General features: G+C 49.2%; 26 protein-coding genes. 6 read left to right on the top strand and 20 right to left on the bottom strand.

Going from position 1 to position 26,792, the window contains the following annotated elements:
* Positions 1 to 279 (top strand): hypothetical protein (locus AB9R92_RS14365; protein WP_370670143.1); only part of this gene is annotated, 279 nt, incomplete at its 5' end.
* Between the two features lie 97 nt (positions 280 to 376).
* On the opposite strand, the gene AB9R92_RS14360 is transcribed toward AB9R92_RS14365, so the two are convergent.
* From AB9R92_RS14360 to AB9R92_RS14320, 9 genes are all read right to left on the bottom strand, one after another.
* On the bottom strand, positions 377 to 1,111 hold the full coding sequence (locus AB9R92_RS14360) for a gamma-glutamyl-gamma-aminobutyrate hydrolase family protein (protein ID WP_370670142.1): 735 nt from the start codon (positions 1,109 to 1,111) through the stop codon (positions 377 to 379).
* An 85-nt stretch (positions 1,112 to 1,196) separates the two neighbouring features.
* Entirely contained in the window at positions 1,197 to 1,508 is a 312-nt protein-coding gene (locus AB9R92_RS14355; RefSeq protein WP_370670141.1) for an MGMT family protein, read from the bottom strand.
* Between the two features lie 10 nt (positions 1,509 to 1,518).
* A complete protein-coding gene (locus AB9R92_RS14350) occupies positions 1,519 to 2,004 on the bottom strand; it encodes a hypothetical protein (RefSeq protein ID WP_370670140.1) in 486 nt (161 codons plus the stop codon).
* 33 nt (positions 2,005 to 2,037) lie between these two features.
* Positions 2,038 to 3,021, bottom strand: a complete 984-nt coding sequence (locus tag AB9R92_RS14345; RefSeq protein ID WP_370670139.1) for a GNAT family N-acetyltransferase — start codon at positions 3,019 to 3,021, stop codon at positions 2,038 to 2,040.
* 26 nt (positions 3,022 to 3,047) lie between these two features.
* Positions 3,048 to 3,710, bottom strand: a complete 663-nt coding sequence (locus AB9R92_RS14340; RefSeq protein WP_370670138.1) for a YveK family protein — start codon at positions 3,708 to 3,710, stop codon at positions 3,048 to 3,050.
* A 328-nt stretch (positions 3,711 to 4,038) separates the two neighbouring features.
* Complete coding sequence (locus tag AB9R92_RS14335) at positions 4,039 to 4,344, bottom strand: MarR family transcriptional regulator (protein WP_370670137.1); 306 nt, start codon at positions 4,342 to 4,344, stop codon at positions 4,039 to 4,041.
* A gap of 183 nt (positions 4,345 to 4,527) precedes the next feature.
* Entirely contained in the window at positions 4,528 to 5,823 is a 1,296-nt protein-coding gene (locus AB9R92_RS14330) for a M20 family metallo-hydrolase (protein WP_370670136.1), read from the bottom strand.
* An 11-nt stretch (positions 5,824 to 5,834) separates the two neighbouring features.
* Complete coding sequence (locus AB9R92_RS14325) at positions 5,835 to 7,022, bottom strand: amidohydrolase (RefSeq protein ID WP_370670135.1); 1,188 nt, start codon at positions 7,020 to 7,022, stop codon at positions 5,835 to 5,837.
* A gap of 21 nt (positions 7,023 to 7,043) precedes the next feature.
* Positions 7,044 to 8,240 (bottom strand): hypothetical protein, encoded by a 1,197-nt coding sequence (locus AB9R92_RS14320; protein WP_370670134.1) that lies wholly within the window; start codon positions 8,238 to 8,240, stop codon positions 7,044 to 7,046.
* 341 nt (positions 8,241 to 8,581) lie between these two features.
* Here AB9R92_RS14320 and AB9R92_RS14315 point away from each other — a divergent pair, with 341 nt between their 5' ends.
* Positions 8,582 to 10,006, top strand: a complete 1,425-nt coding sequence (locus AB9R92_RS14315; RefSeq protein ID WP_370670133.1) for an NAD-dependent succinate-semialdehyde dehydrogenase — start codon at positions 8,582 to 8,584, stop codon at positions 10,004 to 10,006.
* A gap of 44 nt (positions 10,007 to 10,050) precedes the next feature.
* On the opposite strand, the gene thrB is transcribed toward AB9R92_RS14315, so the two are convergent.
* From thrB to AB9R92_RS14300, 3 genes are read right to left on the bottom strand one after another with little or no spacing between them, the layout of a single operon-like run.
* Complete coding sequence (thrB, locus tag AB9R92_RS14310) at positions 10,051 to 10,956, bottom strand: homoserine kinase (protein ID WP_370670132.1); 906 nt, start codon at positions 10,954 to 10,956, stop codon at positions 10,051 to 10,053.
* The gene (gene thrC / locus AB9R92_RS14305) at positions 10,953 to 12,014 is read right to left on the bottom strand and encodes a threonine synthase (RefSeq protein ID WP_370670131.1); all 1,062 of its coding nucleotides are present in this window, start codon (positions 12,012 to 12,014) and stop codon (positions 10,953 to 10,955) included. Before thrC ends, thrB begins: the two co-directional genes overlap by 4 nt.
* A complete protein-coding gene (locus AB9R92_RS14300) occupies positions 12,011 to 13,309 on the bottom strand; it encodes a homoserine dehydrogenase (RefSeq protein WP_370670130.1) in 1,299 nt (432 codons plus the stop codon). Before AB9R92_RS14300 ends, thrC begins: the two co-directional genes overlap by 4 nt.
* A 128-nt stretch (positions 13,310 to 13,437) precedes the next feature.
* Between AB9R92_RS14300 and AB9R92_RS14295 the strand changes: the two genes are divergently transcribed.
* Positions 13,438 to 14,805, top strand: coding sequence for an aspartate kinase (locus AB9R92_RS14295; RefSeq protein ID WP_370670129.1), 1,368 nt, complete (start codon positions 13,438 to 13,440; stop codon positions 14,803 to 14,805).
* Positions 14,806 to 14,874: 69 nt separating this feature from the next.
* Here the strand turns inward: AB9R92_RS14295 and AB9R92_RS14290 are convergent, their stop codons facing one another.
* The 7 genes from AB9R92_RS14290 to AB9R92_RS14260 all read right to left on the bottom strand — a co-directional run bounded on the left by AB9R92_RS14290 (position 14,875) and on the right by AB9R92_RS14260 (position 21,925).
* On the bottom strand, positions 14,875 to 15,372 hold the full coding sequence (locus tag AB9R92_RS14290) for a cupin domain-containing protein (protein WP_370670128.1): 498 nt from the start codon (positions 15,370 to 15,372) through the stop codon (positions 14,875 to 14,877).
* Positions 15,373 to 15,416: 44 nt separating this feature from the next.
* Positions 15,417 to 17,042 carry a M20/M25/M40 family metallo-hydrolase gene (locus AB9R92_RS14285; protein ID WP_370670127.1) on the bottom strand — a complete coding sequence of 542 codons (1,626 nt, stop codon included), beginning with the start codon at positions 17,040 to 17,042 and terminating at the stop codon, positions 15,417 to 15,419.
* 147 nt (positions 17,043 to 17,189) lie between these two features.
* Positions 17,190 to 18,353, bottom strand: coding sequence for an aminotransferase class I/II-fold pyridoxal phosphate-dependent enzyme (locus AB9R92_RS14280; protein WP_370670126.1), 1,164 nt, complete (start codon positions 18,351 to 18,353; stop codon positions 17,190 to 17,192).
* Between the two features lie 34 nt (positions 18,354 to 18,387).
* Positions 18,388 to 19,677 carry a TRAP transporter large permease gene (locus AB9R92_RS14275; protein ID WP_370670125.1) on the bottom strand — a complete coding sequence of 430 codons (1,290 nt, stop codon included), beginning with the start codon at positions 19,675 to 19,677 and terminating at the stop codon, positions 18,388 to 18,390.
* Positions 19,674 to 20,168: a TRAP transporter small permease gene (locus AB9R92_RS14270; RefSeq protein WP_370670124.1), complete on the bottom strand. Its 495-nt coding sequence runs from the start codon at positions 20,166 to 20,168 to the stop codon at positions 19,674 to 19,676. The genes AB9R92_RS14275 and AB9R92_RS14270 overlap by 4 nt, the downstream gene beginning before the upstream one ends.
* A 69-nt stretch (positions 20,169 to 20,237) precedes the next feature.
* The gene (locus tag AB9R92_RS14265; RefSeq protein ID WP_370670123.1) at positions 20,238 to 21,263 is read right to left on the bottom strand and encodes a TRAP transporter substrate-binding protein; all 1,026 of its coding nucleotides are present in this window, start codon (positions 21,261 to 21,263) and stop codon (positions 20,238 to 20,240) included.
* Positions 21,260 to 21,925: a GntR family transcriptional regulator gene (locus tag AB9R92_RS14260; RefSeq protein WP_370670122.1), complete on the bottom strand. Its 666-nt coding sequence runs from the start codon at positions 21,923 to 21,925 to the stop codon at positions 21,260 to 21,262. Before AB9R92_RS14260 ends, AB9R92_RS14265 begins: the two co-directional genes overlap by 4 nt.
* 214 nt (positions 21,926 to 22,139) lie before the next feature.
* Between AB9R92_RS14260 and AB9R92_RS14255 the strand changes: the two genes are divergently transcribed.
* Both AB9R92_RS14255 and AB9R92_RS14250 read left to right on the top strand, forming a co-directional pair.
* Positions 22,140 to 23,516 carry an FAD-binding oxidoreductase gene (locus AB9R92_RS14255; RefSeq protein WP_370670121.1) on the top strand — a complete coding sequence of 459 codons (1,377 nt, stop codon included), beginning with the start codon at positions 22,140 to 22,142 and terminating at the stop codon, positions 23,514 to 23,516.
* 192 nt (positions 23,517 to 23,708) lie between these two features.
* Positions 23,709 to 24,707 carry a TRM11 family SAM-dependent methyltransferase gene (locus AB9R92_RS14250; protein ID WP_370670120.1) on the top strand — a complete coding sequence of 333 codons (999 nt, stop codon included), beginning with the start codon at positions 23,709 to 23,711 and terminating at the stop codon, positions 24,705 to 24,707.
* An 83-nt stretch (positions 24,708 to 24,790) separates the two neighbouring features.
* On the opposite strand, the gene AB9R92_RS14245 is transcribed toward AB9R92_RS14250, so the two are convergent.
* Positions 24,791 to 25,636, bottom strand: a complete 846-nt coding sequence (locus tag AB9R92_RS14245) for a LysM peptidoglycan-binding domain-containing protein (RefSeq protein ID WP_370670119.1) — start codon at positions 25,634 to 25,636, stop codon at positions 24,791 to 24,793.
* A gap of 467 nt (positions 25,637 to 26,103) precedes the next feature.
* Between AB9R92_RS14245 and AB9R92_RS14240 the strand changes: the two genes are divergently transcribed.
* Positions 26,104 to 26,679 carry a hypothetical protein gene (locus tag AB9R92_RS14240; RefSeq protein ID WP_370670118.1) on the top strand — a complete coding sequence of 192 codons (576 nt, stop codon included), beginning with the start codon at positions 26,104 to 26,106 and terminating at the stop codon, positions 26,677 to 26,679.
* The last annotated feature ends 113 nt before the right edge of the window (positions 26,680 to 26,792 follow it).

Raw genomic sequence — 26,792 nt, 5'->3', positions numbered from 1 at the left:
CGCGTGCCTGAACCTTGGTCCGTCCAAGACCAGTTCGCCGCTAAAGCTCGTGTGCCTGAACCTTGGTCCGTCCAAGACCAGTTCGCCGCTAAAGCCCGCGTGCCTGAGCCTTGGTCCGTCCAAGACCAGTTCGCCGCTAAAGCTCGCGTGCCTGAACCTTGGTCCGTTGAAGACCAGTTCGCTGCTAAAGCTCGCGTGCCTGAGCCTTGGTCCGTCCAAGACCAGTTCGCCGCTAAAGCCCGCGTGCCTGAGCCTTGGTCCGTCAATCCAAAAGTATAAATCAATAAATGCATAATAAACCCGCCCTTCCATTATGGAGAGCGGGTTTATTAATGCTTACATAGAAAAGACGCCGAGGCAGCCCCAGCGTCTTTTCTTATTGATTCTGTTTTTTATCGATCAGGCATTCTTTAACGAAGTACGAGAAGATGTTGCAGGAAGCTTCATCACCTTGCAATGCAAATTCTTCGGGATGCCATTGGATGCCCATCGCGAATTGATGATTTGGGCTTTGCAATGCTTCAACAAGCCCATCTGCCGCACGGGCGGCTACTTCCAGGCCTTCCGCCACATCTTTGACGCCCTGGTGATGGAAAGAGTTCACGTGGAACTCTTTTTCTTTCATGATTTCATAAAGCAAGCTGTCCTCTTCTAATTTCACGGAATGCGTACGGTGTGTCCGCATAGCCATTTGTTTATGCTGGTAAAGTGTGCCTTCATATTGAGCTTCCAGATCTTGATAAACGGTTCCACCGAAGGCCACGTTAAACATTTGCATTCCACGGCACATCCCTATAAAGGGTTTGTCCAGTTTCAGGAAATTCAAGATAAGTTCTTCTTCATATACATCACTGCCTGGATAGACAGCGCCTAAACGGACATGGGGCTCTTCCCCATAAATGGTCGGGTTGATATCCCCGCCGCCAGTCACGATCAATCCATCCAACCGTTCGCAAAGAAGCGGAATGTCTTCTTCATCTACAATCGGCACGATTAAAGGCAATCCACCTGCCTGTAAAATAGCTTTTGCGTAGACAGGATCCAACGAATACATTTGATCCTCTTCCACACGGGCTGTAATTCCAATAACCGGTTTGTTTTCTGTAGCCACTATAATTCCCCATTTCTGCAACAAAAATTAGTCGATGCAGGTTTATACCCTTTATGAGGCGTATGATAAACTTACATTTTCTTGCTTACAGATCCGGGAAGTGCTGATAGCGGCTTAATGATACTTTTCCACCTTCCACAAAACAAAGACCCTCTTCTTCCAGCAGCAACTTTTGGGTGAATCTCCCTTCTCCGTCCTTTATGGCGATTTCACCTTTCGCATTCACGATTCTGTGCCACGGAATGTCTTGTGTTTCACTCATGCTGTGAAGGATTCTTGCGACTTGTCGGGCAGAGCGAGGGCTTCCAGCTGCCCGGGCAACTTGCCCGTAAGACATCACTCTTCCTTCCGGTATGCTTTTCATGACCTCGATCGCTTTCTTGGTGAATGGTTCCATTGCTCAATAACTACCCCTTTTTGGCGTTCTGTGAAATTTTCTTGGTTTCCTCAAACAACTCGCCTGTCTCATATCGCTGTATCAAGTCTTCGACAAATTCAATCAAGGGCAAATTGGAAGCTTCCACAGCCAATCCCTCGCTTTCGGCATGCACTTGGCGGTAATAAGCCCCCAGTTTTTCCACTTGTTCCTTAAAACCATCCAAACTGGATTCATCAGCATGCTTCAATGGTTGTTGGGGAATTTGCTTCTTCCCTTCATTTACGTAAAGAAAATGCATTTTGTCAAGCTCCTGTACTTTCTGGTCGAATAGACGCTGGTGATCATCGTATCGGTAGAAATTGCGCCAGTATTCGAAGATGGTTTTTGCAACGCCGAGGCGCAGCGCCCCATTTACGGAATCCAATCCTTCCACCACGCATAATTCATACATGATTTTTCGCAGCGATTTCTTATATTCCCGTTCCACTACCCCTTTATATTGCGTATATCTCATTAATTATACCTCCCTGTATTTGCTGAACACGGTTCAGATATTGCGGTAGCGCCGGATGATGTCTTCATCGTCCAAAGAAATGAATTGGTCGTATATCTTTTGTTTATGGATATATTTGCCGATAAAGAAAGTGGATGGCGGCATATTCGCAATCGCCTGTTTCGCATCCCCCAGTTCACTGTCCAAGCTTCCTCCCAAATGGAACTCTTCATAATAATTATCCAAACCCCATTCAGCTACTTTAGCCAATAATTCACGGTCCGCCTGGTGCTTTTTCCCCGTCGGCAAATTACCTTCTAAATGGAAATGAATGGTTTTGCCCATTGCCAGGACATAGCAGGCAGATACTAATTTTTCCTCTATATATGCGCCGAACAAATGGAGGTTCGGGCCGAGCGTGCTGACTAAGGCTTCAAAATAGTCATTGGTGAAAAAATAGTAACTATCGGCCTCTTCCCGTCTTCGCGCATTCGAGTAATAAAGTACTAGAAATTCGAACATATGGCGGACGGTCCCTAACTTTCGAATCTCCACTTTAGGTGAAGTCGATTTATCTAGCCTAAAAGGTTTTTGCCACTTCTTCAAATCAATCGAATAAGTTTCGTATAAGGGCAATAATTGTATATAGTTTTTAAAGAACTCTGCATTTCCCCGCGAAGGATGAAAGCGGATGACCTCGGCGACGATCTGTTCCTTTTCACAGAAATCGGTGAATTCCTTTCTGAAATTGGCTACTAGCGATGCGCTGTCGGAGCGTATGTTCAGCACCGGCCCACCATAGCCAAACGGTGTCGCAATGTCGTAATACTGCGGCATTCCTTCATTCACTTTTCTTTTGATGAAAGGATATGCCACTTCCCCGTCCGCGCATCGAAAATAAAAGAGGTAAGCTTCTCCAGGATCCAGTTTAAGGGCACTCAGAAAGTATTGCGTCGTGTAGTAAATATCCTGTATATCTAAGGCATCAAGTATTTCCTGCCATTTGATATGCTCTTGGATGGAAACCAGCTTGTACATACTCTCACCCCTGCTTTAACTACCGCTTATTTGAAGACGGTTTGTAAATGTGCGTTCTTCCTTCTCCCGAATTGAGCATATCGTTTAACAAAACGGAATAACTCGAATGTCAGGCTCAGCAGGATTCCTGCCACCAGGCCTGCAAGCGCTGCTAACGATAACAGGATGCTCAAGCTGTTATTCTCTTCAAGCGCATTATTATTTGATGTGCCTGCTTTCAAAATGATGCTCACATTGTCCACTTTCAGCAGATGTTTCACTTCTTCTTGCAGGCTGAAGGCTATGGCGTTCGCTATTTTGGCAGCTTCATTTTTATCCCCAGCCGAGACAACGATATTAAGGACTTGGGAATTTTCCGGACGGTCGATCGCTATACGGTGATGAAGCTCGGCCATCGAATAGGCGCTCCCTGTACTTTCCAGCACCTGGGATAACACAGCAGGGCTTTTCGCCAAAACTTGGTAGGCTTCCAAAGTTTGATCATCGGATGTGGCTAAAGCCTCCCCATGAATCGTCTCGGATGATAGCGGTTCGACAAACACTTGGCTTGTCGCCATATATTCAGGTTCGTAAATAAAAACCGACACGAGCCATACCGCAAAGACCGTTGATACAGTTGTCCCGGCTACCAGTACAAAATTCCTGCTGATGCATGCTAACAGCCGTCTCCCGATTAGTTGTTTCCCCATTTCCCATCCTCCTTGCTAAGGCATTATCGAACTTCCTATCTAAAAATTCAGATTATTCTAGTACCTTTATATCACACTTTTTTGGTTCGTTCTATACTTTTAAGCGGATTTCCATAAATATTCTTAAAAAATATAAGTAAATAGACTATATTAAAACAACCGTTATTATTTATCCGCAAATAAAGTAGTATTATGTATTCATTAAATCATTAATACACACATTTTTATACCCAGTCTTTTATACCTATAATAAATAGAAGCAGCCACAAGAAAAAGACTAGCGGAATATCCGCCAGCCTTTGCTGCGATGATTTTCAGTGCATTGAATTTATTCCTGCCATAGACCGATGATGCCGTTTCTTCTATAGATAATTTCTTCTTGCTCTAGCCGTTTCAAAACTTTGGTCAAGGTTTGGTGAGAAATATTCAACTCATGCGTGATTTCTTTAATAGTCTTGAAAAGCACGCCTTCCGATGAAGCATTCCTAATAAAATATTCCATGAATCTTTCAGCGATTTCTGCTGTTCGAGCAGTTTCCGATGAAAAATAATGGCGGCACTCTTTCAAGATCTTCTCTTCAGAAAACGGGCGTGCACCATTGGAAGCGTTATTCTCAACTGCTTTCACGTTCATCACCTCCGCGCAAGTTATAATATCATTTCTTACTTTTTTATATACCCGATTTACCGCTAAATATACACTCTATATCAATTTAACCTGATAATTCCATAATAAGTATCTTTACATCCATATATTTCAATTTCTTTTGCATTAAAAAAAGACAGAGGCATTTCCTCTGTCTTCCGATAAAACGGTTTATGCTTTTGCCATTCTCGATTCAATGAACGCTTTCAAAGCGTGAACTCCATGAACGCAATCCGATAAGGACGACCATTCTTTGGGATTGTGGCTGATGCCGTCTTTGCTGCGGACAAACAGCATCGCAACAGGAATATGGCGCCCGACAATCATAGCGTCATGGCCTGCACCGCTTGGAATCCGCACCGGTTCGATTCCCTGCTCTTCCAGTATCCCCGAAATTTCCTGCTGCAGTTCCTCCACGATCGGCACTGGGGTGATGCTCGTATTTTGCTGGAGCGAGACAGTGACCCGGTGCTTGTCAGCTACTTCTTCCGCCAAGTTTCTGATGCGCTCGACGAGCTGATCCCGCGGTTCTTTGTGAATGTCGCGCGCATCCACATGCAACACGACTTGCTCGGGGATGACATTGATGCCATTTGGCGATACATCCAGCTTTCCGACCGTTGCCACGGCCGTCTCGCTGATCGCTGGGGGAAGCTCGGGCAAGCGGCTGACGAATTCACCGGCTGCGACCAAACTATCCGTCCTGCCGATCATCGGTGTATTGCCGGCATGGCCTGCCTGTCCTGAAAAACGCACTTCCATCCAGGCAGGACCGGCAATTCCGCTGACGATGCCGACCGGCTGATTTTCCTGTTCCAGCTTCTTGCCTTGCTCGATATGCACTTCTGCGAACAATTCCAGTTCAGATAAATCCCGGACCGACTTGCGGAACGCATCCAGCGAACTGCCGTAGGAGTCAAGAACTTGCTCCAAGCCTTCCCCGTTATAATCCCGCAACTGCTTCATCTCCGCTTCGGTGATATCGCCAGTCATCGCACGGCTTCCGGTCAGGCCGCTATTGAATCTTGAACCTTCCTCGTCAGTGAAAATCACCACTTCATAGGGTTTTTCAGGAACAAAACCGGCTGACTTCCAAGCTTCAACCACTTCGAGCGCAGAAAGGACGCCGAGCGGGCCATCAAAGTTGCCGCCATTCGGCACGCTGTCGACATGAGATCCCGATGCGATGGCCGGGCCATCCGACCGCCCCGGTAAAGAGCCGAAAACATTTCCGGCTCCGTCTTCCCTTACTTTTAGGCCAGCCTCTTCCATCCAGGACATGACCAATTGCTTGGCTTGTTTTTCTTCATTGGATAACCCCGGCCGTTTGATTCCGCCCGGTTCGGTATAGCCGATTTCCGATAAGGCATACAAGCGTTTTGCTAGGCGGTCTCCACTCACTCCCGAATGGTCCAGTTGTTTATCGTATCCTTTGAGCAAATCTTCGTATAATGTGCTATTTCCCATAAGTCCCTCCATCATTTCGATTGGTTTTTATTCAAATAAGCGTAAGCGTATTGCGCATACAATTCTGCACCGGTTGAAAGCGCATCTTCATCGATATTGAACCGGCCGTGATGGTGCGCCCATTCCGTGTCTTTCTCTGGATTCCCCGCCCCGACCAATGCAAAACAACCTGGGGCTTCGTCCAAAAAGAACGAGAAATCTTCCCCACCCATTGTCGGCTCTTCGGCGTAAAGGGCGTCTTTCCCAAAGGCTTCCGCTGCAACAGCCTGGGCCAATTGTGAACTTTCCGCTTCATTGATGACTGCCTGCGTGCCGCGGATGTATTCCAGCTCAACCGTTCCCCCGTATAGCTCAGCCGTATTTCTGGCGTATACTTCGAGCTGCTTTTCAATATGGTCGCGCACTTCCGGGTCAAAACAACGCACAGTCCCTTCGATAAGGGCATTTTCCGCAATGACGTTGAAGCGTGTGCCGACCGTCATCTTGCCGACGGTAACGACTGCAGGCTGCTTCGGATCAATCGTTCTCGAAACAATCGACTGTGCATTCATGACAAACGCAGAAGCCATGACCGATGCATCGATGCATGCTTGCGGCATGGCACCATGCCCGCCCTGCCCCGTAAAGCGGATATTGAAAATATCGGCAGATGCGAATGATGGGCCGGCAGTACAGGATACTTTCCCGGTCGGGCTCTGAGACCAGATATGCATGCCGAAAACGTTATCGACGCCTTCCATTGCGCCTTGCTTGACCATTTCCCGTGCTCCGGTCGCCACTTCTTCTGCCGGTTGGAACAAGAACCTGACCGTCCCTTCAAGCTGGTCTTTGACCGATACGAGCGCTTTTGCGGCGATCAATAGCATCGCCGTATGGGCATCATGTCCACATGCATGCATTTTTCCTTGTTCTTTGGAACGGTACGGCAAATCCGTAGTCAGCTCTTCGACAGACAGGGCGTCCATATCTGCCCGCAGCGCCACCGTCTTCCCAGGCTTTGCGCCGGCCAGCTCGCCGATGACGCCAGTCGGCTCAGTTTTGCGGCATTGGATGCCGAGTTCAGTTAAATAGGTAAAGACGTAGTGCGTCGTCTGATGCTCTTCCCAAGACAACTCTGGTTCGCTATGCAATTTTCTCCGGATATCAATCAATTCCCCGGCATGATTTGCTATTTCTTTTTTGATCGCTTCAAGAATCACTGCAAAACCCCCTAATATTGTTTACAGGAAACCGACAAAGATTCCTGCCAAGATAACCGAGACGATGGTAACCGTAATGAATCCAGCGACGAGCATCGGCGGAAGCATGCGGCTTGTCAGCATTTCGCGTTCTTTTTCATCCTGGGTCAATGCGTTGATCACTTCAACCGTGATGATGTAATCCGCCGGAAATCCGTATAACGCCGTCAACGAACAGGCGAATGCCATTTCTTTGCTGACTTTGAGGATTTTTCCGATGATGAACGAAAAGATGTACATGCCGACAAGCCCGATAATGATGCACCCAATCAACGGATAGAGAATTTCCAGCATCATTTGAGGCGTCGCCGTTTTCAAGCCGTCGAAGATGAACAGCAGCAAAGCCATAATCGCAAAGCCGAAGCCGTTCGCCTTTTGCAGCGGGTGGCGCTCCAAAAACCCGATTGAACGCGCGAATACCCCGAACAATAAACACAATACATACGGGCTGATTTCCACAATCGGCGCAGCCAATGTTGAAGTCAGATACGCAGCATAACCGACCAGAGCAAGCCGGAAGAATTTGAAGAAATCGGTATTGTATTTCTCCGGCAATGCCGCAAACAACTTCGGTTTTTCGTCCTGGACTTTTTCTTCAGCCGTTCCTGCTGCCAAAGGCGTGTAATCCGTCAACTCATTATTGCGGTATTTCTGCAGCAAATTGCGGCCTTCCCTTTTCAACATGACAGAAGTCAGCGGATAGCCCGCAAACCCCTGGATGACATAAATGACGATGGCGAACACGGCGAGCGTCGGAAGCCCTGCGGCTGTCGCCCCTTCCGACATGATCAATGCCGACACCAACCCACCGACTAGAGGCGGGATGGCCACAATGACCGTCTGGAAATCAAACAGCAATGTGCCGATTGCCAGCAAGAAGACGACAATGCCCAAGATGCCAGACAAGGCAATCAAAATCGTGCGCCATTGCTTTTTCAGTTCGTCCAGCGACAATAAGGTCCCCATATTCGTGATCAGTAAATAGATCAATAAAGTGGCGACGACTGGCGGGATTCCGCCGATGGTCACGATATCTTCCGGGAAGAATGTCCAATACCCGATCAAGAACAATACCCCACTGACGAAAATCGACGGAATCCAAGCTTTGGTGCGGATGGAGATCAGTTCTCCGATAAACAGGATGAAAGCCATAATGGCTAGGGCTAACATTTGGGGCATTGTTGTTCATTCCTTCCTCAGCTTCAAAATATTATCCGAAAACAAGTTTTTCGAGAAGCTTAATAGTTTTAAGCAATAGTAGCACAGAATTTCGAGTTCGGAAATATAATTTATAGACTATTTTGAAATAACTTTAAATTAAATAATTGTTTATATATATGTAAGCGCAACCAATGGCGATATATTGCGTATTCTGTAAACGGTGATTTTTTTGCGTCATGGCTTAATTATTTTCGAGGATTTTCAAACCGCGGATCCCAACTTGCATCAATCCCCGCAAGTTTAGACATTTTCCAGGTGAGGTATTGACTAGAAGAAGCATAATTTAAGGAGGAGTTTGAATGAACGGCAAACATTATATAAATGGCGACTGGACGGATAAAGGCAACGAGTCAATTAATGTCACGAACCCGGCAACCGGCGAACAAGTCGGTACGGTACCCAATGGCGGAGAAGCGGAAGCGACTGAAGCGGTGGAAGCTGCCGCTGCGGCATTCCCTTCCTGGTCGAAAACGACGGCTTATGAACGCGCAGAATTATTGATGAAATGGCACGACCTCCTATTGGAACATAAAGAAGAAGTCGGGGAAATCCTGACAAAAGAAATGGGCAAGCCGCTGAAAGAAGCGATCGGTGAAGTGGAATATTCCGCATCGTTCATTTCCTGGTTCGCGGAAGAAGGCAAACGGGTGTATGGCCGGACCATTCCTGCGAGCAAAGACGGCAAACGGATCCAAATCAACAAGCAGCCGGTCGGTGTGGTCGCATCCATTACGCCTTGGAACTTCCCTGCGGCCATGATGGCACGGAAAATGGCGCCTGCCCTTGCAGCCGGCTGCACCTTTGTTTCGAAACCGGCGAAGATGACGCCGCTCACAGCGGTCCGTATATTTGAACTCGCGGAAGAAGCCGGGTTCCCGAAAGGCGTTATCAACTTGGTGACCGGCAGCGCCTCACAAATCGGCAAAGTGTTTACAAGCCACCCCTCCGTCCGTAAATTGACCTTCACCGGTTCGACCGAAATCGGCAAAGAATTGATGAAACAAGGCGCCGAGACAATGTTGAATCTGTCGTTGGAACTTGGCGGGCATGCGCCTATTATCGTTCTCGACGATGCAGATATCGACAAAGCGGTCGAAGGCGTCATGGCCTCCAAATTCCGCAACGCCGGGCAGACTTGCGTATGCGGAAACCGTATTTATGTACAAGAAGGAATTGTCGATGAATTTTCCGACAAGCTTAAGCAGGCAGCCGGCCAATTGAAAGTCGGCAATGGCCTTGAAGACGGTGTGGACATCGGGCCGCTCGTCGACAAAGACGGTTATGAAAAAGTAGAGCGCCACGTTAAAGACGCCGTCGATAAAGGCGCAAAAGTACTGGTCGGTGGGGATGGCCAATCGAAAGACGACGCTTATTTCTATAACCCGACGGTTCTCGTTGACGCTTCAGAAGATATGCTCGTCATGAACGAAGAAACTTTCGGTCCGGTTGCGCCGATCATGAGCTTTAAAACCGACGAGGAAGCAGTCAAGCTCGCTAACGACACACGTTTCGGCCTGGCTTCGTACTTTTTCACTGAAAGCATGTCCCGCGGCACGTTTATCGCCGAAAATCTTGAATACGGCATCGTCGGCTGGAATGACGGCCTGCCTTCGACGGCACAAGCCCCGTTCGGCGGAATGAAAGAAAGCGGCATCGGCCGTGAAGGCGGACAGGAAGGCCTCGATGCATTCCTTGAAACCAAATACATTTCCATCAAACTTTGAAGAATACACAGAAAAAGCTCCGGATCAGCTGATCCGGAGCTTTTTTATGCCACTGTTTCGTATGATTTGGTCCCGTAAGTAGCCGGTTTCATCGCTAAACTTTCATAATGCGGAAATAGCTGGCCGAGAGATGCGGCAATGCGCTGTTCTTCTCCAGCGCGGACCGGGATAAAAAGGGACGGACCCGCTCCGCTGATCGCATATCCATAGGCATCGAGCTTGCGGCACGCTTCTCCGATTTCCTTGAAATCCGGGAAGCGATTTTGGCGATACGGCTGATGGAACGTATCTTTGCTCATGAGCTTGCCGGCTTTTTCCCAATCGCCGCGCACCATCGCTGCAGAAAGCACATTTGCCGCGGCACTCCCGCGCACACTATCACTGTGCTGAAGCCGTTCTGGCAATAAGCTTCTCGACTCTTCTGTCAGGAAAATCTCCTGGGGGATCAATAGTACGACCCCGATATCGACTTGTTCGACATGGACGGTCTCGATTTGCTCTTCATCGAAATAGGAAATCGTCAGGCCCCCGAGCAGAGATGCAGAGATATTATCCGGATGGCCTTCCATCTCCGTGCCGATTTGCACTTTTTCCTGGTCCGACATGCGCAGGCCAAGCAAACGATTGGCCAATTCAATGCCTGCTGCAATGGCTGAAGCACTGCTGCCGAGCCCCCGCCCAAGCGGGATATCGGTATCGATTTCCAATTTGGCTGCCGGCAGATCTTTGCCGTAAGCGGCAGCTGTGCGTTCAGCCGCCTGCAAGATCAAATTGTTTTCGACACCCGACAAATGGGCGTATTCCGGCGTTTTATAGTCAAGCTGCCACGAATCGGCAGGCGACACGTGAATATTCAAATGGAGGTCCAGGGCTAGGCCAATGGAATCGAATCCTGGGCCTAAGTTGGCAGTGGATGCAGGTACGGCTATCGAAAACTCTTTACCGCTCATACTTTGACCTCCTTTTTTAACTCCTCCCAAAACTGTTCCATGTTTGCCGCTTCGAGCATGCCATCTTGTTTGCTCACTTCGATGGCAGTCGCCGGGTCTTTCAGCCCATTTCCTGTCAATACACAGACGACAGTCGAACCTTTTTTGATGTGGCCGTCTTCGACTTGTTTTTTGAGGCCCGCAATCGATGCGCAGGATGCCGGTTCCGCGAAAACGCCTTCTGTCTTGGCGAGCAGCTGGTAAGCTTCGAGGATTTTATCATCGCTTCTCGCAAGAATCGTTCCTTTCGATTCATCGAGTGCATTAAGAGCCAACTGCCAGCTCGCCGGGTTGCCGATACGGATTGCCGTTGCGACCGTTTCAGGCTGTTCCACTACTTTGTTCTGGACGATCGGCGAAGCGCCTTCCGCCTGGACGCCTAGCAGTTCAGGGCGTTTTTCGCCTGTGCGCTCTGCGTATTCCGTAAAGCCTTTCCAAGCGGCCGAAATATTGCCGGCATTGCCGACAGGAAGCGCAAACAGGTCCGGCACTTTCCCGAGCTGCTCGATCACTTCAAAAGCGATTGTCTTCTGGCCCTCGAGGCGATATGGGTTGACGGAGTTGACAAGCGCGATGCCTGGCGATTTGCCGATTTCACGGACCATTTCCAGCGCTTCGTCAAAATTTCCTTTAATCTCCAAAATTTCCGCGCCGTACATTTTTGCCTGCGCCAGCTTGCCAAGCGCGATGCGGCCTTCCGGAATGACGACAATCGTCCGCATGCCTGCTCTTGCGCCGTACGCAGCAGCAGAAGCCGATGTGTTTCCTGTGGAGGCACAAACAAGGACGCTCTTGCCTTCTTCTTTCGCCTTGGCGACTGCCATGACCATGCCGCGGTCTTTAAAAGAACCGGTCGGGTTGGCACCTTCGATTTTGGCGTAGACCTCGATGCCCCAATCAGCAGACAGTTTCTCGAGGTGGATCAGCGGCGTATTTCCTTCTTGCAAAGTCAATTGAGGTGTAGCTTCCGTCACCGGCAGCCACTCTTTGTATTGTTCGATCAGTCCAGGCCATCTCATGCTGCATCCTCCCCTTCAATGCGGTAATGGCTGATGAGACTTGCCATTCCTTCCAGTTCTTTCAATACATCCAAATGCTGCTGGCGGGAAATTTCATGTGTTTTTAAAATGAGCTCCGCTTTTCCTTCGGTCTCATTTGTTCCTGGATTCTGTACGATCGATTGGATGCTCGCGCCGTGTTTGCTGTAGATGGCGCTCACTTTGGACAATACGCCGACGACATCATCCACCAGCAAACGGTGGAAATATTTCGAGCAGCTTTTATCCGCCGGCTTGATGACGCGTTCATGCTGTGCGGCGTGTTCACGTTTCCCGTTCACGCCGAGGAGCAAGTTCCTGCACGCTGCGATGATATCGGATACGACCGATGTCGCTGTCGGCAGCGATCCCGCACCTGGCCCATAAAGCATCGTTTCCCCGACTGCATCGCCGTAGATGTAAACCGCGTTAAATTCATTATTGACCGAAGCCAAAGGGTGGCTGTTCGCCAGGAAAATCGGTTCAACCGATACATCGATGCCGTCTTCATCTTTTGTCGAAGACCCGACCATTTTCATCGTATAGCCCAAGCTCTCGCCCATTTCCACATCGCCATCTTTGATTGTCTCCATGCCGCGGATATTGACATCATCCAACTTCACTTCTGTCGAATAAGCGAGCGAGGACAAGATGACCATTTTGCGCGCTGCATCAAGCCCACCAACATCCGCTGTCGGGTCAGCTTCTGCAAAGCCGAGTTCTGTCGCTTCAGCGAGTGCATCTTCATAGCTTTTCTTTTCCTGCTTCATTTTCGTTAAAATGAAGTTCGTTGTTCCATTGACGATGCCCATCATGCTTGAGATGCGGTCGGAAGCGAGCCCATCTTCAAGCGTGCGGATGATCGGGATGCCGCCCGCTACACTTGCTTCATAGAATAGATCACATTTTTCAGCATCTGCCAGTTTCAATAAATCATGGCCATATTCTGCCATGACGTCTTTATTGGCAGTCACGACTTGCTTGCCTGATTTCAACGCCTGTTCCATCGCTGATCTGGCGCCTTCGATGCCGCCCATGACCTCTACAATTATGTCGAGGGAAGAATCATTCAAGATTTCTTCAATATTCGTCGTGAAGACATTCGGATCGAGGTCCGATATCCGGTCTTTCCCGGCATCACGCACCAATACTTTCCGGATCGCGACTTTTGCGCCGAGTTTGTGCTGCAGATCTTCCTGGTGCTGCTGGATGATCTTTGCCACGCCGCTCCCTACTGTCCCGAAACCTAATAATCCGATTGAAATTTCATTTTTCATTGACGATTCCTCCCATGGTGTGTACACTGTGAAAAAACAGCTGTTTTTGTCATAGAGACATTATAGTATTATATTTTAGTGAAAACAACCCTTTTCACAGACTATTAAAAAAGATGGGACTTGATAGGATGAAAGTATGCAAATTCGGTGGAACTTCAGTCGCTAGCGCGCAGCAAATCAGAAAAGTCGCAAGCATCATCAAAGCGGACCCGGCACGCCGGATTGTGGTCGTCTCAGCTCCAGGCAAACGCCATGGCGGAGATGTAAAAGTGACAGACCTGCTCATCCGTCTCGCGTCCGCGGCATTAATGGGCGAATCCATCCAGCAGCCCTTGCAGGCAGTCATCGACCGTTACACGGAAATTGCGGATGAACTCGGGCTCGACCGGGACATCATCGACATCATCCGTGCCGATCTCACAGGCCGCCTGCGTGCAGACAGCGGCCAGCATGATTTGTATATCGATTCGATCAAAGCGGCAGGGGAAGACAATTCAGCGAAACTGATCGCGGCTTATTTCACGTCCATCGGAATGCAGGCGGAATACGTCAATCCGCACACAGCTGGCTTGTTCGTCAACGATCCACCAGAACGCGCACAAGCGTTGCCGGAATCCTACAGCCAACTTGCTGCTTTAGCAGACAAGCCATCAATTACCGTCTTCCCCGGTTTTTTCGCTTACACAAAAGCCGGCATGCTCCGGACATTCGACCGAGGCGGCTCCGATATAACGGGATCCATCCTTGCAGCTGCCGTCAAGGCCGAGCTGTATGAGAACTTTACGGATGTCGACTGCGTCTTTGCCGCCAACCCCCAAGTCGTCGACAACCCGGTGGAAATCGAGCAAATGACTTACCGTGAAATGCGCGAGCTGTCCTATGCTGGATTTGCCGTCCTTCACGATGAAGCTTTGATGCCTGCCTACCGGGCATCGGTGCCGCTGTGCATCCGCAATACCAACAATCCGTCAGCACCGGGCACGATGATCGTCGCGGAACGTGCAGGCTCCCCGCGCCCCGTTACGGGAATTTCCGCAGACAGCGGCTTTTCCACTTTATATGTCGGCAAGTATTTGATGAACCGCGAAGTCGGATTCGGCCGCAAGCTGCTGCAAATTTTGGAAGAAGAAGAAATATCCTATGAACACATCCCGTCCGGCATCGATAATCTCTCGGTCATCTTGAGGAGCCATCAGCTCGATGAGGAAAAAGAACAGCGCATCATCGATCGGGTGACGAACGAACTCCACGCAGATGATGTCCACATCCGCAATGATTTTTCGATGGTCGTGTTGGTTGGCGAAGGCATGAACAACAATAAAGGCCTGACAGCCCGCGCGGCCGCCGCGTTTGCGCGCACCAACGTCAATATCGAGATGATCAACCAGGGGTCTTCCGAAGTCAGCTTGGTGTTTGGCATCTTGAAAGAAGACGAAAGCAAAATCCTCAACGAACTGTATAAGGAGTTTTTCGCTCCCGCACTTGTCGGCCAGTGAAATCCTTTGAATAGGCAAAAGACGAAACGCGAGGTCCATCACCTCGCGTTTCGTCTTTTTTTCACGGCATCAAACATTCCATTCGTTTAGCAAAGGGCCATGTTCGCCGTAAACCGGGTCTTCTTTCGGAAGCGGCGTATTTTGGATATCCTCCAGGACATACGGCCGCTCGTCCGGCTCCCCGGTCTTCAAATTGTACTCGACACCCCCGGGATATGCCCCGACAATGCGGAAATCCTCGCTTGCCGACAAACGTTTATGCCCTGTCCCAGCCGGCAACACGCAGACGTCTCCCGCCTTCACTTCCACTTCTTTTCCCGTTTCACCGCCGAGTTTCAAGCGGGCTGACCCGCTCACCACACCAAGCGCTTCGTGCGTATTGCTATGGTAATGATGAAAATCAAATACGCCGCCTTGCCACGTATTGCCCCAGCCATGCTGCTCGAAAGCCTGTTCGATTCGCTCTGTCTTCCCGCCGAATGCTGCGGGATAAAAAACGACTGGAAGCACGGGGTTATTCGGGATGGTACCATCATCTTCAAAATAGAAAAATTGTGCATCGTTCACTCCGATCAGCTCCTTTTGCCCTTCTTTACCCGGCACGCCGCCAGTTATGCTTGTTTATTCGACAATACCGGCGTGAACTGGGACAGCAGCAAATCTTCCAGCAATACCGGAAGTTCCTCAAATGCGCTCTTGCGGTTCAAGCGTTCCGTGCGCTGATGCGCGTCACGCCCGAACGGCCCGACATTCAAGACCGGTGCTTTAAGCTTATTCATCGATTCGAACGGAATGCTGTAGCTTCTGCCGTAAACAGGCGTATTTTGTTCATAAGTCTGCCAGCCCTCGTTCTGGTCCTGAAAATTGACGTAGCTTAAATCGGAAATGCCGTTGAAATAATGGCCTTGCTTCACTTCCAGTCCGAAGCGCTCAAGCGCCGTTTCCTGCACTTGCTGAATGCATTTCTGGACGAGCCCTGAATCGCTTGAATTGACTGGCGGGTAATAGGGTGGCGCAAACAGCAAGATGACCGCAGGCGTCAGTTCGTGGCATTGAATCAATAATTGATCGGTGATGGCGTGGGACTGTTCGCGTACGTCGTGATCGACATCTTCCGTTACATTCGACATGATCTGTTCAACCGTTTTTTTGCCCAGTTTTTCAAGTGCATACTCCTTCAGTTCTTCGAAGCGGAAAACTTTCACTTCGTTGACCGGTTCGATTCCTTCACGCGTGCACATCTCGACGTAATCGCGGCTCATTTTAGCCAGCGATTCGCGAGCCGTTTCTTCAAACAGCTGCATCGTTTCTTCCGCATTGCGTTCTAGCAGGAAAACATTGTACATGGATACTGCGCGATACGGCGTCTGTGCGGAGTATTCCATTTTCACGTCGCGCTGCAAGACCGTGACCGGAAGCGGAGAAGTTTCACCGTACAAGGTTTCACGGAATTTCGGGTTCCAACTCATTTCCTGGGTCAGATACGAAGCCATATAATTCGAAGTCAGCCCGCTGAGCGGTTCGCCGACATGGGTTTCCTTTCCGTAAAACAACGCACTCGGCATGATTTTGCCGATACTTCCGCTGTATACTTTAAAGTCGCTTTCTTTCGGGTCCTGGGCAAATACCGGTTCTCCGTTCAAGAACAAGGAATAGTCGAGTTGATGCGTTTCCGCTAGTTCCAGTAGAAATGGTACGGCATGGCGCATGCCATTGGAATTGACCTCCTCATCCGGCACCGTCAACAGCACCAGATTGACGGGCCATTGTTCCGTCGATGCCTTCTCAAGCAAGGCCATGTGCAAAGCGAGTCCCGCTTTCATATCCATCGTGCCGCGGCCGAACAAATAATTGCCCGATTCCAAATCCGCCAAGGCTTCTTCGGTGAGCATTTCCTTCCGGTCGTGAAGCGCACGCGTCAACAGCCGCGGATTGGAAGCAAGTGGACGCAAAACTCCGTAATCTTCTGTCGATACTGTATCGAAATGGCTGATCAGGACGACCGTGTCCACCGCCTCTTCGTGTTTGTAGAGCGCCGTCAAAAACGTCCGTCCCCAATTGACTTCGCCGAGCTCCAAATGGTCCGGATGCTGTTTGAAATAATTCAATTCACCCAATAGACCTTTTAGTTTAACCGGGAATTCCGCTTCCCCTTGTGTCAGGTAAATACTTTCCCAGCTGACCAGCTCGCAAAGCAAATCCTCCAATTTTTCCGGTGTGTCCCAGAAACGCTCCATGTAGACCAACCCTTTCCTATTCCTTTAAATTGAACTTATGGTGTTCGATTATCGTCAAGTCAAAAAGATCCGTTTTTTGTTCCTAAATGCTTCGAACAGCCCGTGCGTTTCGTCCGCCGCGGGCTGTTCGAAGCTGGTGCCATTACCTTATTCCGCATGAAGCGTGGATATGAATTTCTCCAAGCGGTCCATTCCCTCTTCCAGGACGGACATGCTGTATGCATAGGAAATGCGCAGGAACCCTTCGCCGTATTCCGTAAAAGCCGAGCCCGGTACCGCCGCCACTCCGCCTTCTTTCAATAGGCGGATGGCAAACTCATAGGAAGGCAGTCCGAATTTTTCAATCGAAGGGAAAATATAGAAAGCCCCGTTCGGCTTGATCACGTCAATGCCCATGCCTGTCAAGCGTTTATAGACGAAGTCACGGCGCTCAATATAGGCTTTGTTCATTTCCGCCGGCACGTGACGTTGGTTCGTCAACGCCTCGATTGCGGCGTATTGGGCCGGGGCGGATGCGCAAATTGCATTGTATTGATGCACTTTCAAGACATGCTCCATCAATTTCGCAGGCCCGAGGATATAGCCGATGCGCCACCCTGTCATGGAATGGGATTTCGACAAACCGTGGATGAGAACCGTCTTGTCGCGCAGGCTATCGAAGCAAGCGAATGTGCAATGGGCGCCGCCGAATGTATTTTCGCTATAAATTTCATCTGTCACGATATACAATTCGTGGCGTTCAAAGACCTCTTTTAACGTGGACAATTCATCCATCGTCATCGTGACGCCTGTCGGGTTGGATGGGAAGTTCATCAGTACCGCCTTGGTGCGCTCGTTGATCAATCGTTCGAGCGCCGCGGGATCCGGTTTGAAATCGGTGTCCGAAGTATCCAAGTAGACGACTTTGCCGCCGCATAGTTCCACTAATGGCCCATACCCCGAATAAGTCGGCGCTGGCAGGATGACTTCATCGCCTTCTTCCAGAATCGTCCGAAAAACGGAGTCCAAGCCTTCACTCGCGCCATTCGTGACAATGATTTCGTCTTCTGTCCGGTAAGACAAACCGTAGCTGTCCTTGAAAAAAGATTGGATGGCCTTGCGCAGTTCGAGGACGCCTGCGTTATGCGTGTAATTGGTTTGGTTATTGCGGATGGCATCGATGCCTGCCTGCTTGACCGCATCCGGCGTCGGGAAATCCGGCTGGCCAACCGTCAAATTGACCGCATCGGGATAATTCACCATTTGGTTGGCGAATTGGCGAATGCCAGAAAAGACAATCGATTCCGCCCTTTTGTTAATTGTCATGCTCATAGGAAAACAACCTTTCTGAAGTTAAAAATAGCTCTTATTCATAAAGACCCGGCAGCCATAGGGAAAGCTGCGGAATGAATGTAATGACCAGCAAACAGACGATCATCGTGAATAAGAATGGCAGGACCGCATAAGCGATTCGCTCGAACTTGACGCCCCCAACACTCGAGGCGACAAATAAATTGACGCCGAGTGGCGGTGTAACAAAACCGATCGCCAAGTTCGCGACGAGCACGACGCCAAAATGAACAGGGTCCACGCCCACTTCTGTCACGATCGGAAGCAGGATCGGCGTCAGCACGACAAGTGCCGAAATCGTATCGATAAACATGCCCACTACGAGCAATAATACATTAATTGCGAGCAGAATAACGAATGGATTGGTCGATAAAGCCGTTAAATAATCCGAAATCTCACCCGGTATCTGCTGGATCGTCATGAAATAGGCAAACGACACCGACAAGCCGATGATAATCATCGTCGTCGCATTGATGACGATTGTTTCACGGAAACTTTCATACAAGTCTTTCCAGCTCAGTTCCTTATAGACGAACTTCCCGATAATGATGGCATACACCACCGCGACCACTGCCGCTTCTGTCGGGGAGAACACCCCGCCGTAAATGCCGCCGAGAATAATGACCGGGATGAGCAGCGCCCATTTGGCGTCCCAGAACGCTTTTCCGACATCTTTCACATGAAACTCCGAGTCTTTTCCGGGCTCCGGTTTATAGCCGCGTTTTTTCGAAATCAAATAAGCCGTTACCATCAATGCAGAACCGACCAAAAGCCCAGGGAGTATCCCCGCCAAGAACATGCTGCCGACAGAGACGCTTCCGATAACGCCATACAAGACGAACGGGATGCTTGGCGGAATCATGACGCCGATCGAGCCGGCAGATGCCGCAATGGCAGAAGCGAAACCGCCGCTGTATTTCCGTGCGACCATCGCGGGAATCATGAAACCGCCGATTGCTGCAACCGTCGCAGGGCCCGATCCGGAAATCGCCGCGAAAAACATGCAGGCGACGATCGTCACCATGCTGAGCCCGCCGGTCATCCAGCCGACCATCGCAGATGCCAGGTTCAACAAGCGTTTCGAAACGCCGCCCTTGCCCATCAAGACGCCGGCGAGCATGAAGAACGGAATGGCCAGCAGCGGGAACGAATCAAGGGAAGTAAACGCTTTTTGCGTAATGATGCTAAGCGGCATCGTCGTGCCGAAATAAATGGCCGTCAGCGCGGACACGCCAAGTGCGATGGCGATCGGCACGCCGATCAATAAACAGACAAACAAAGTTCCGAATAACAGGGCGATCGTCATGCCTGGACACCCCCGTCTTTATGCATTTCGTAATCACCTTTCCAAATTTGGCGCAATTGCACAATCAACCGAATGCACATGCCGATGCCCCCGATCGGGATCGCCAGGAACGGAATCCACATCGGCAACTGCATGGCTGGTGTGACTTGGCCGTTGGATAAACTTTGCATAACGAGAATGGTCCCGAAATAAGCCAGGAATAACGCCATCGCAAACCAAATCAGCAAGGAAATCGTTTCCAATATTTTTCTCGTAAGCCCGTGGAAACGGGTTATGAATGCTTCGACTCGGATATGTTCACGCAGCTTCACTGCATAACTTGCGCCAATCCACACTTGGAAGATGTGGATATAGCGCGCCATTTCTTCCGTCCAGCTCGGCGCGTTGGAGAATACATAGCGCCCGACCACTTGGCCGAAAATCAAGGCGACCATCGCAACAAGCGTCAGCACCAATAATGCTTCTTCTGCTTTCGCGAATTTCTTCATCATCAGAATCTTCCTTTCTAAAAAGAAAAATCAAGGAACCACGTCCTTGATTTTTCATCTGTCATTGCTCAGTTAGTTATTCGCCTCAAGTGCCCGGTCGATTAAGTCTGCGCCGATCTGGCCTTCATATTTTTCATAAACCGGTGCTGCCGCTTCGCGGAATGCGTCGCGCTGTTCATCGGTCAAGTCGTTGATTTGCATGCCTTCCGCTTCCAGTTGCTCCATGAATTCTGCATCCTGCTGCTGGGCAAGTTCCCGTTGTTGATCACGGAACTCTTCAGATGCTTCCATCAACAATTCCTGAAGGTCCTCAGGCAAGCTATTGTAGAAATCATCGTTCATGAGAAGAGAAGTCGCTGCGTAGACATGGCCTGTCAACGTCAGGTAATCCTGTACTTCATAAAATTTGTTCGTGTAATAAAGTGAGATTGGGCAATCCATTGCATCGTAAGTGCCTTGCTGCAGGGCTGTGTACAATTCGCCGAAGGCAAATGGTGAAGCGTTGGCGCCAAACGCGTTGAATGTATCGGTATGGAGTGGGCTCTCCAGTGTACGCATCTTCAAGCCTTCCATATCTTCCGGTTTTTCAATCGGCCCTTCGTTATTGGAAACGTGGCGGAAGCCGTTTTCCCCGAAGACCAGCCCTTTCAAGCCATTGCTTTCCAAATCAGCCATCAATTCCTGGCCAAGTTCCCCGTCGAGCGCTTCGTAAGCCGCTTCATTGTTATTGAATAAGAACGGCAAATCGAATACCTGGAACTTCTCGTTGAATGACGCCATCGCAGCTACCGCCGGAATGGTCATTTCAATATTGCCGAGCTGCACCGCTTCGATCGCTTCGCGGTCAGAGCCATATAGCTGTCCGTTCGGATACAGTTCCACTGTAATGCGCCCGTCGGATTCCGATTCCAGTTTTTCTTTAAAATCGACTGCCGCTACGTGGGATGACTGCTCCTCCGGCACCAAGTGCGCGAGTCGGATCGTATAGGTTTCGCCGTCTCCGCCTTCTTCGCCTGACGAACCGCCGCTGTCCGGCCGTCCGCAAGCGGCAAGGATCAATACGAGCATAAGTAAAATTAGTCCTGTAAGTTTTTTCATAGGTCCTCCTGTGAAATGTATTTCAGCAGCCTGTCCTCGATATTTTCGAGGTGGACGGCTAAGTATTTTTTCGTCTTCTCTAAATCCCCTTGCTCCAATGCTTCAATGATGGCCCCGTGCTCCTGGTGGGCAATCACGGCACTGTCGAATACTTTTTTGGATAACAGCAAAAATGCCCGGCTGCCTCCGGTGTTCACCGCATGGATTAATTCACGCAAGCGCTTGTTCGGATGGTGTTCGTAAAACTGGTCGTGGAACCATTGATCCCAATCCATGAATTCCGCAAAGTCATGCGCTTGAATCGCTTCCCACTGGCGTTCGTGGGCATAACGCAATTCCTTTAAGACATGCTGTTGATCTGCTTTCGACAACCCTTCAATCCCGTAAATCTCAAGCAATCTCCTGAGCTCCATGATTTCCTTGACGTCCTGGTGGGTAAATCTGGCGACGAGCGCCGGTTTCGTTTTCCTCAACTCGATAAGCGCATCAACAGCGAGTCTTTTCAGCGCCTCCCGTAAAGGGGTTCGGCTAATGCCGAGCTCTGCTGCGAGCTTTTCTTCCGGCAATTCTTCCCCCGGCTTCAACTCACCGGTGATGATCATTTTCTTGATGGATTCGTATGCCTGTTCAGCCAGCGTCGGCTGCTTGACGATTTTTCTCATGATTCCTCCCTTCCCATCCAAAATTTACATAGTGTATACTGTATACAGAAAGTATAGAATACTCATTTTTATTTGTAAACATAAATTTCAGAATAAATTCATATTTTAGACACATCTTTTTCCCGTTGAAGAACCTATACTTTTAAGTTACAGTTCCATCACGCGGGAAAAGCGCTATGTATACTCTTGCATAAATAGAAAAGGAGATGTTCGAATGTCCATTGAAACGACTAGCGATTGGATCAAAATCTTATCAGGCCGTTTGAATCCCGGCCAATTGTCCACAAGTGAAGGCGAACGCTATCGCCATAGCCACGATGAATCCGACCACCCTTCAGTCGAACCCGACCTAGTGTGTTTTCCTGAAAGTACAGAAGATGTCCAGGCGGTGTTGTTGATTGCGAAAGACCACCAAATTCCGGTCACGGCTTTCGGTGCCGGCTCTGGCCTCGAAGGGTCCGCCATCCCGATCCGAAAAGGCATTTCGCTTAATTTCGAACGGATGAATCAAGTGCTTCATTTTGCACCCGAAGACTTGCTTGCAACCGTCCAGCCCGGCCTTACACGTCTCGCCTTGAACCAGCGCATTAACCGGCAGGGCCTGCAGTTTCCGATTGACCCTGGTGCGGATGCATCGATCGGCGGCATGGCAGCGACCAACGCGAGCGGAACAACCGCCGTCCGATACGGCGTCATGCGTGACCAAATTCTGGACATGGAAGTCGTGCTGGCAAACGGCAGCATCATCCATACCGGCACGAAAGCGAAGAAAAGCTCTTCCGGCTATTCAGTCGGCGGGCTGTTCGTCGGCTCAGAAGGAACGCTCGGCATCATCACCGAAATCACATTGAAGTTGCACGCCATCCCGGAACATACCATAGCTGCCTCGTGCACCTTCGAAACGCCGCGCGAATGTGCTGAAGCGGCGAACAGCGTCCTGTTGATGGGCATCCCGGTGCAACGCATGGAGTTCGTCGATGCCCCGAGCATCAAAAAGGTCAATGAATACGGCGGCTATGGGCTCCCTGAAAAGCATTCGCTGTTCTTTGAATTTGCGGGACTTACGCAGTCTGCTATAGAAGATGCCCGTCTCGCGGAGGAGCTCATGCAGGATTTAGGAGCGCAGAATTGGCATGTTGCGGCCGATGCCGAAGAACGCGCCAACATTTGGAAAGCGCGCCATGAAATGGCCTATGCCTACCGCCACCAACCGGGCGTTTCTGTCACGGGCGGAGATGTCTGCGTGCCGATTTCCAAATTGCCGGACCTTCTGGAACAGGGCCGCGAATTGATTGAAGCGAGCGGATTGGAAGGCGGCCTGCTCGGCCATATCGGCGATGGCAATTTCCATACATGCATCGTTTACGACCCTGAATCTATAGAACAAAAACAATTGGCTTTCGGAATCAACGACCAGCTGGCATTCCGTGCCATTGAACTTGGCGGCAGTTGCACAGGCGAACACGGCGTCGGCCTCGGCAAGCAAAAATTCCAGGAAAGCGAGCATGGCGAAGCATTGGCTCTTTTCAAAAACATGAAGCAGATGCTCGACCCGGACAATCTATTGAATCCTGGGAAGATCTTTACTTAATAGTTGAGCAGCCTCGTTCTTAATGGCTGCAAACCAAAAACCTCACCGTCTTTTTTTGGCGGCGAGGTTTTTTAATTCCTGGCTTCACTTTTCAATCCGAGAAGCCTCCTTTTTTTAATTCACAAAAACTGATTGGTCTCTAATTATTGGTATACTTAACAAAACGAAATGCATCAAGAAGGACGGGATGAATTGAAACCATTAACGCCAATAGGCGGATTTGTATACACATATGCATATCATCAAGATGAAAAGGATTTATGCCAATTGGAAATGCGCACGTTTTTCGGGAAGGACACTGGCGGAAAAGTCATTAAAAGCAGTCGCTCTGTCGACCCTGGCAGAAGCCCTTTCATCAAGGAGCGGATCGAGCTATTGTTTGAAGGGACAGAATTTGCGGATATTGTGAAACAGGCTGCGGAATTGGACATGGAAAATTCCACATTCAAAGTGATCTTCCCTAAAATCAACGGCTTGGATGCAGCCGAGCAAATGGAGTTTGGGGAGAAACGGGAAATGGAGCGTCAAATCGGCTTTGTCATTAGAGGAAAAGCGGATGTCCATAATCCCGATATCATATTCGGGCTGATTCCATTTAACGGCCGTTGGCATTTTGGCATTTACCGATTGAGTGAGTCGGTCTGGTTCAAACACCGGCAAAAACCGCGTGAATATTCCACTGCGCTCAGCTCGAAAACCGCTCGTGCCATCGCTAATATTGCCGTGCCGGATCCAAAAGGAATCAAGGCGATAGACCCTTGTTGCGGCATCGGGACAGTGCTGGTCGAAGCCTTATCGATGGGGATTGACATCGTCGGCCGGGATATCAATCAGCTCGTGGTCGATGGCTCGCGGGAAAACATCGCGCATTTCGGCTTGTCTGGATCGGTCGATTTGGGCGCAATTGCGGACATCACAGAGCAATACGACGTCGCCATCATTGATATGCCTTATAATTTGTACACACACGCCACGCCTGACGAACAACAGGAAATCCTTAGACATGCCTTTCCAGTCACCGATAAACTGCTCGTCGTCACCATCGACCCGATCGACCATATGATAGAGCAAGCAGGATTTACGATAACCGACCGCTGCATCGCGAAAAAATCGCTGTTCCTGCGGGAAATCCTCGTATGCGAGAAAACGGGAATGCCGCCTTTTGACGGGCAGGAATTTCAGCAAGCTTGAAATTCAATACGTCACTACAAAATCACCCCGACAATTAGGTCGGGGTGATTTTTTCGCTAGCCGTCCAAACACCTACTCCATTTCTAATCCAGCTCTTGCACCGCATACGAAACCATCTCATAGCGCTCGTCCACACGCACTACCGTAAATGTCAGCCTAAGGTCATTGCGATCCGCCAAATGCTGGATTGGCTCGTTTCCTTGGTAAAGGTTGATCGCGTAATAATCATTGCCGACTTTCACTTCGATGACGCGGCCATCTGCCAGCCCAAAAGGTTCTTCGGTGGTGATTTCGAGTACTTTCCCGGTGATTTTAAGTGGCTGGAGCACTTGTAATTCTCCGCTGGGCAAAGTGATGGTGTTGCCGAATTTATTGCGCAACGTGTATTTTGTATCGCCAGACTTCACATAGTATGTTGCCGAAGTCCGGTGAATCACTCCAACATCGGGATACAGCGTCAAGACTTGCCCGATCATGATCAGGTCTGATGTCAAATTGTTCATTCTCTTGATGCTGTCGATCGATACCCCTGTTCGTTTGGAGATGGAATACAAAGTATCCCCTTTGACCACCCGATAGTTTCTTGCATTCAGGTCTTCTTGATTTCCAGACCATGGTTGGGTTTTATGCGGGATGGCAATTTTTTGACCGACGATGATTTTCGTGCTTGTGGTGAAGTTTGCCGCCATTAGCTGTTCAACCACCAAGCCATACTTTTTCGCGATGCTGTAGTAAGTATCGCCTTTTTGGACAATATAATAACTGGCCACTTCAGTAGCTGCACTGGGTGACATGACAGGGCCTGCCGCTGCTGCGGATGACACTAGCGCAAATGACAAGAGCACTTTGGATAGCCGCTTCTTCCCTTTCGGCGTTTGAGGCTCTTTCTTCTTGGCTGGAGGGACAGGTGTCAAATGCAATTCAGTCATTTTACCTCCCTACTTTCCTGTTATTTTTTGTATACCCCACTACTTAAGTACCCTTTCAGGAAAAATATCAATCATTATTTTGTTATTATTAAATCAATTTTACATTTTATTGTGAATTGAGCAAAGCTTTCACTATCCTGTGGTCTATAAAATATGCAGTGATCGGCTTCCTATATTATTCCTTTAAACAAGGTGTTGGATATTTTGACATTGCCTGAATCAATGGCTATCATAAACCCATGGAATTGATTCTGCTTCATCATAGGGCAAGACTGGTATTCATGCTGGAATGCCGCCCTTTTTCCAATACTTGATTGTCTCCTATTTCAATAATTCGGTTGAGTGAGCCAGACGATTGAGCTGGAATAACGCCAAAAGAGTGCAAGCTTCTTTTTGGTGTTTTTATTTTGCATAATAATCCTATTTTTATACTTTTTGCTTTTGATTAAGACAGAAAGGAGAATTCGATGTTCGGTTTTTCCGATTTCGTTTCACTTGTTATTTCCGCTTTTATTATACTGCCACTGACGATTCTCATAAGGGAGTCGGGGTATTTAGTTGCCAGCGGCGTTGTAGGGGCGAAGAATCCAAGGCTGACAATCGGCTCTGGGCCGCGTGTTTTTAAAATCGGGATACTGGATGTGCGCAAGTACTATCAATTGTATAGTTGGTTTTCCTACGATTCATTGAAGAGGGACAACAAGTTCGCTTATATCATTTTATATGGAAGCCCTATCTTCATGACATTTGTGCTGGCATTGGCACTCAATGCGCTCCTTGCCAATGGCGTCCTTCAGTCCTTCATGACTTTTTGGGATCGATTTGTTTTCTATGCTATTTTTTACCTGCTGTTTGATGTAGTGCCCATGAAAATGCAAGGAGGCATGCCCAATAACGGCATGATTATTTACGAGATGCTGCGGTATGGGAAACGGATGGATTACAACGAAAGCCCTTTTATTCCTGCAACAACGGATGTTGAACAAGACCAGGAAGAACTTATTGAGAAATTAAAAAACCAGCGAAGTGAACAGAGCAAATAAATACACAAACAAAAAAGCCGTTGAATTTTTAGACTGACATAGCGATTTGAGACAACCATAAAACACCTTCATTAGGCTGCTTGCGCCCCGAACTCTCGGGGTGACAAGTAGCC

Source organism: Planococcus sp. SSTMD024 (genome assembly GCF_041320495.1).
GTDB lineage: Bacteria > Bacillota > Bacilli > Bacillales_A > Planococcaceae > Planococcus.
This window is presented reverse-complemented; position numbering and strand designations above follow the sequence as displayed.

Bases quoted from the DNA above. Each gene is read 5' to 3' on its own strand.
- AB9R92_RS14300 (WP_370670130.1), bottom strand. From the start codon at position 13,309: ATGAAAAATGAAATTTCAATCGGATTATTAGGTTTCGGGACAGTAGGG.
- AB9R92_RS14315 (WP_370670133.1), top strand. From the start codon at position 8,582: ATGAACGGCAAACATTATATAAATGGCGACTGGACGGATAAAGGCAAC.
- thrC (WP_370670131.1), bottom strand. From the start codon at position 12,014: ATGAGATGGCCTGGACTGATCGAACAATACAAAGAGTGGCTGCCGGTG.
- AB9R92_RS14355 (WP_370670141.1), bottom strand. From the start codon at position 1,508: ATGGAACCATTCACCAAGAAAGCGATCGAGGTCATGAAAAGCATACCG.
- AB9R92_RS14240 (WP_370670118.1), top strand. From the start codon at position 26,104: ATGTTCGGTTTTTCCGATTTCGTTTCACTTGTTATTTCCGCTTTTATT.
- AB9R92_RS14345 (WP_370670139.1), bottom strand. From the start codon at position 3,021: ATGTACAAGCTGGTTTCCATCCAAGAGCATATCAAATGGCAGGAAATA.
- AB9R92_RS14285 (WP_370670127.1), bottom strand. From the start codon at position 17,042: ATGGAGCGTTTCTGGGACACACCGGAAAAATTGGAGGATTTGCTTTGC.
- AB9R92_RS14275 (WP_370670125.1), bottom strand. From the start codon at position 19,677: ATGACGATCGCCCTGTTATTCGGAACTTTGTTTGTCTGTTTATTGATC.
- AB9R92_RS14330 (WP_370670136.1), bottom strand. From the start codon at position 5,823: ATGGGAAATAGCACATTATACGAAGATTTGCTCAAAGGATACGATAAA.
- AB9R92_RS14295 (WP_370670129.1), top strand. From the start codon at position 13,438: ATGAAAGTATGCAAATTCGGTGGAACTTCAGTCGCTAGCGCGCAGCAA.
- AB9R92_RS14280 (WP_370670126.1), bottom strand. From the start codon at position 18,353: ATGAGCATGACAATTAACAAAAGGGCGGAATCGATTGTCTTTTCTGGC.
- AB9R92_RS14350 (WP_370670140.1), bottom strand. From the start codon at position 2,004: ATGAGATATACGCAATATAAAGGGGTAGTGGAACGGGAATATAAGAAA.
- AB9R92_RS14245 (WP_370670119.1), bottom strand. From the start codon at position 25,636: ATGACTGAATTGCATTTGACACCTGTCCCTCCAGCCAAGAAGAAAGAG.
- AB9R92_RS14255 (WP_370670121.1), top strand. From the start codon at position 22,140: ATGTCCATTGAAACGACTAGCGATTGGATCAAAATCTTATCAGGCCGT.
- AB9R92_RS14340 (WP_370670138.1), bottom strand. From the start codon at position 3,710: ATGGGGAAACAACTAATCGGGAGACGGCTGTTAGCATGCATCAGCAGG.
- AB9R92_RS14265 (WP_370670123.1), bottom strand. From the start codon at position 21,263: ATGAAAAAACTTACAGGACTAATTTTACTTATGCTCGTATTGATCCTT.
- AB9R92_RS14270 (WP_370670124.1), bottom strand. From the start codon at position 20,168: ATGATGAAGAAATTCGCGAAAGCAGAAGAAGCATTATTGGTGCTGACG.
- AB9R92_RS14260 (WP_370670122.1), bottom strand. From the start codon at position 21,925: ATGAGAAAAATCGTCAAGCAGCCGACGCTGGCTGAACAGGCATACGAA.
- thrB (WP_370670132.1), bottom strand. From the start codon at position 10,956: ATGAGCGGTAAAGAGTTTTCGATAGCCGTACCTGCATCCACTGCCAAC.
- AB9R92_RS14320 (WP_370670134.1), bottom strand. From the start codon at position 8,240: ATGCCCCAAATGTTAGCCCTAGCCATTATGGCTTTCATCCTGTTTATC.
- AB9R92_RS14335 (WP_370670137.1), bottom strand. From the start codon at position 4,344: ATGAACGTGAAAGCAGTTGAGAATAACGCTTCCAATGGTGCACGCCCG.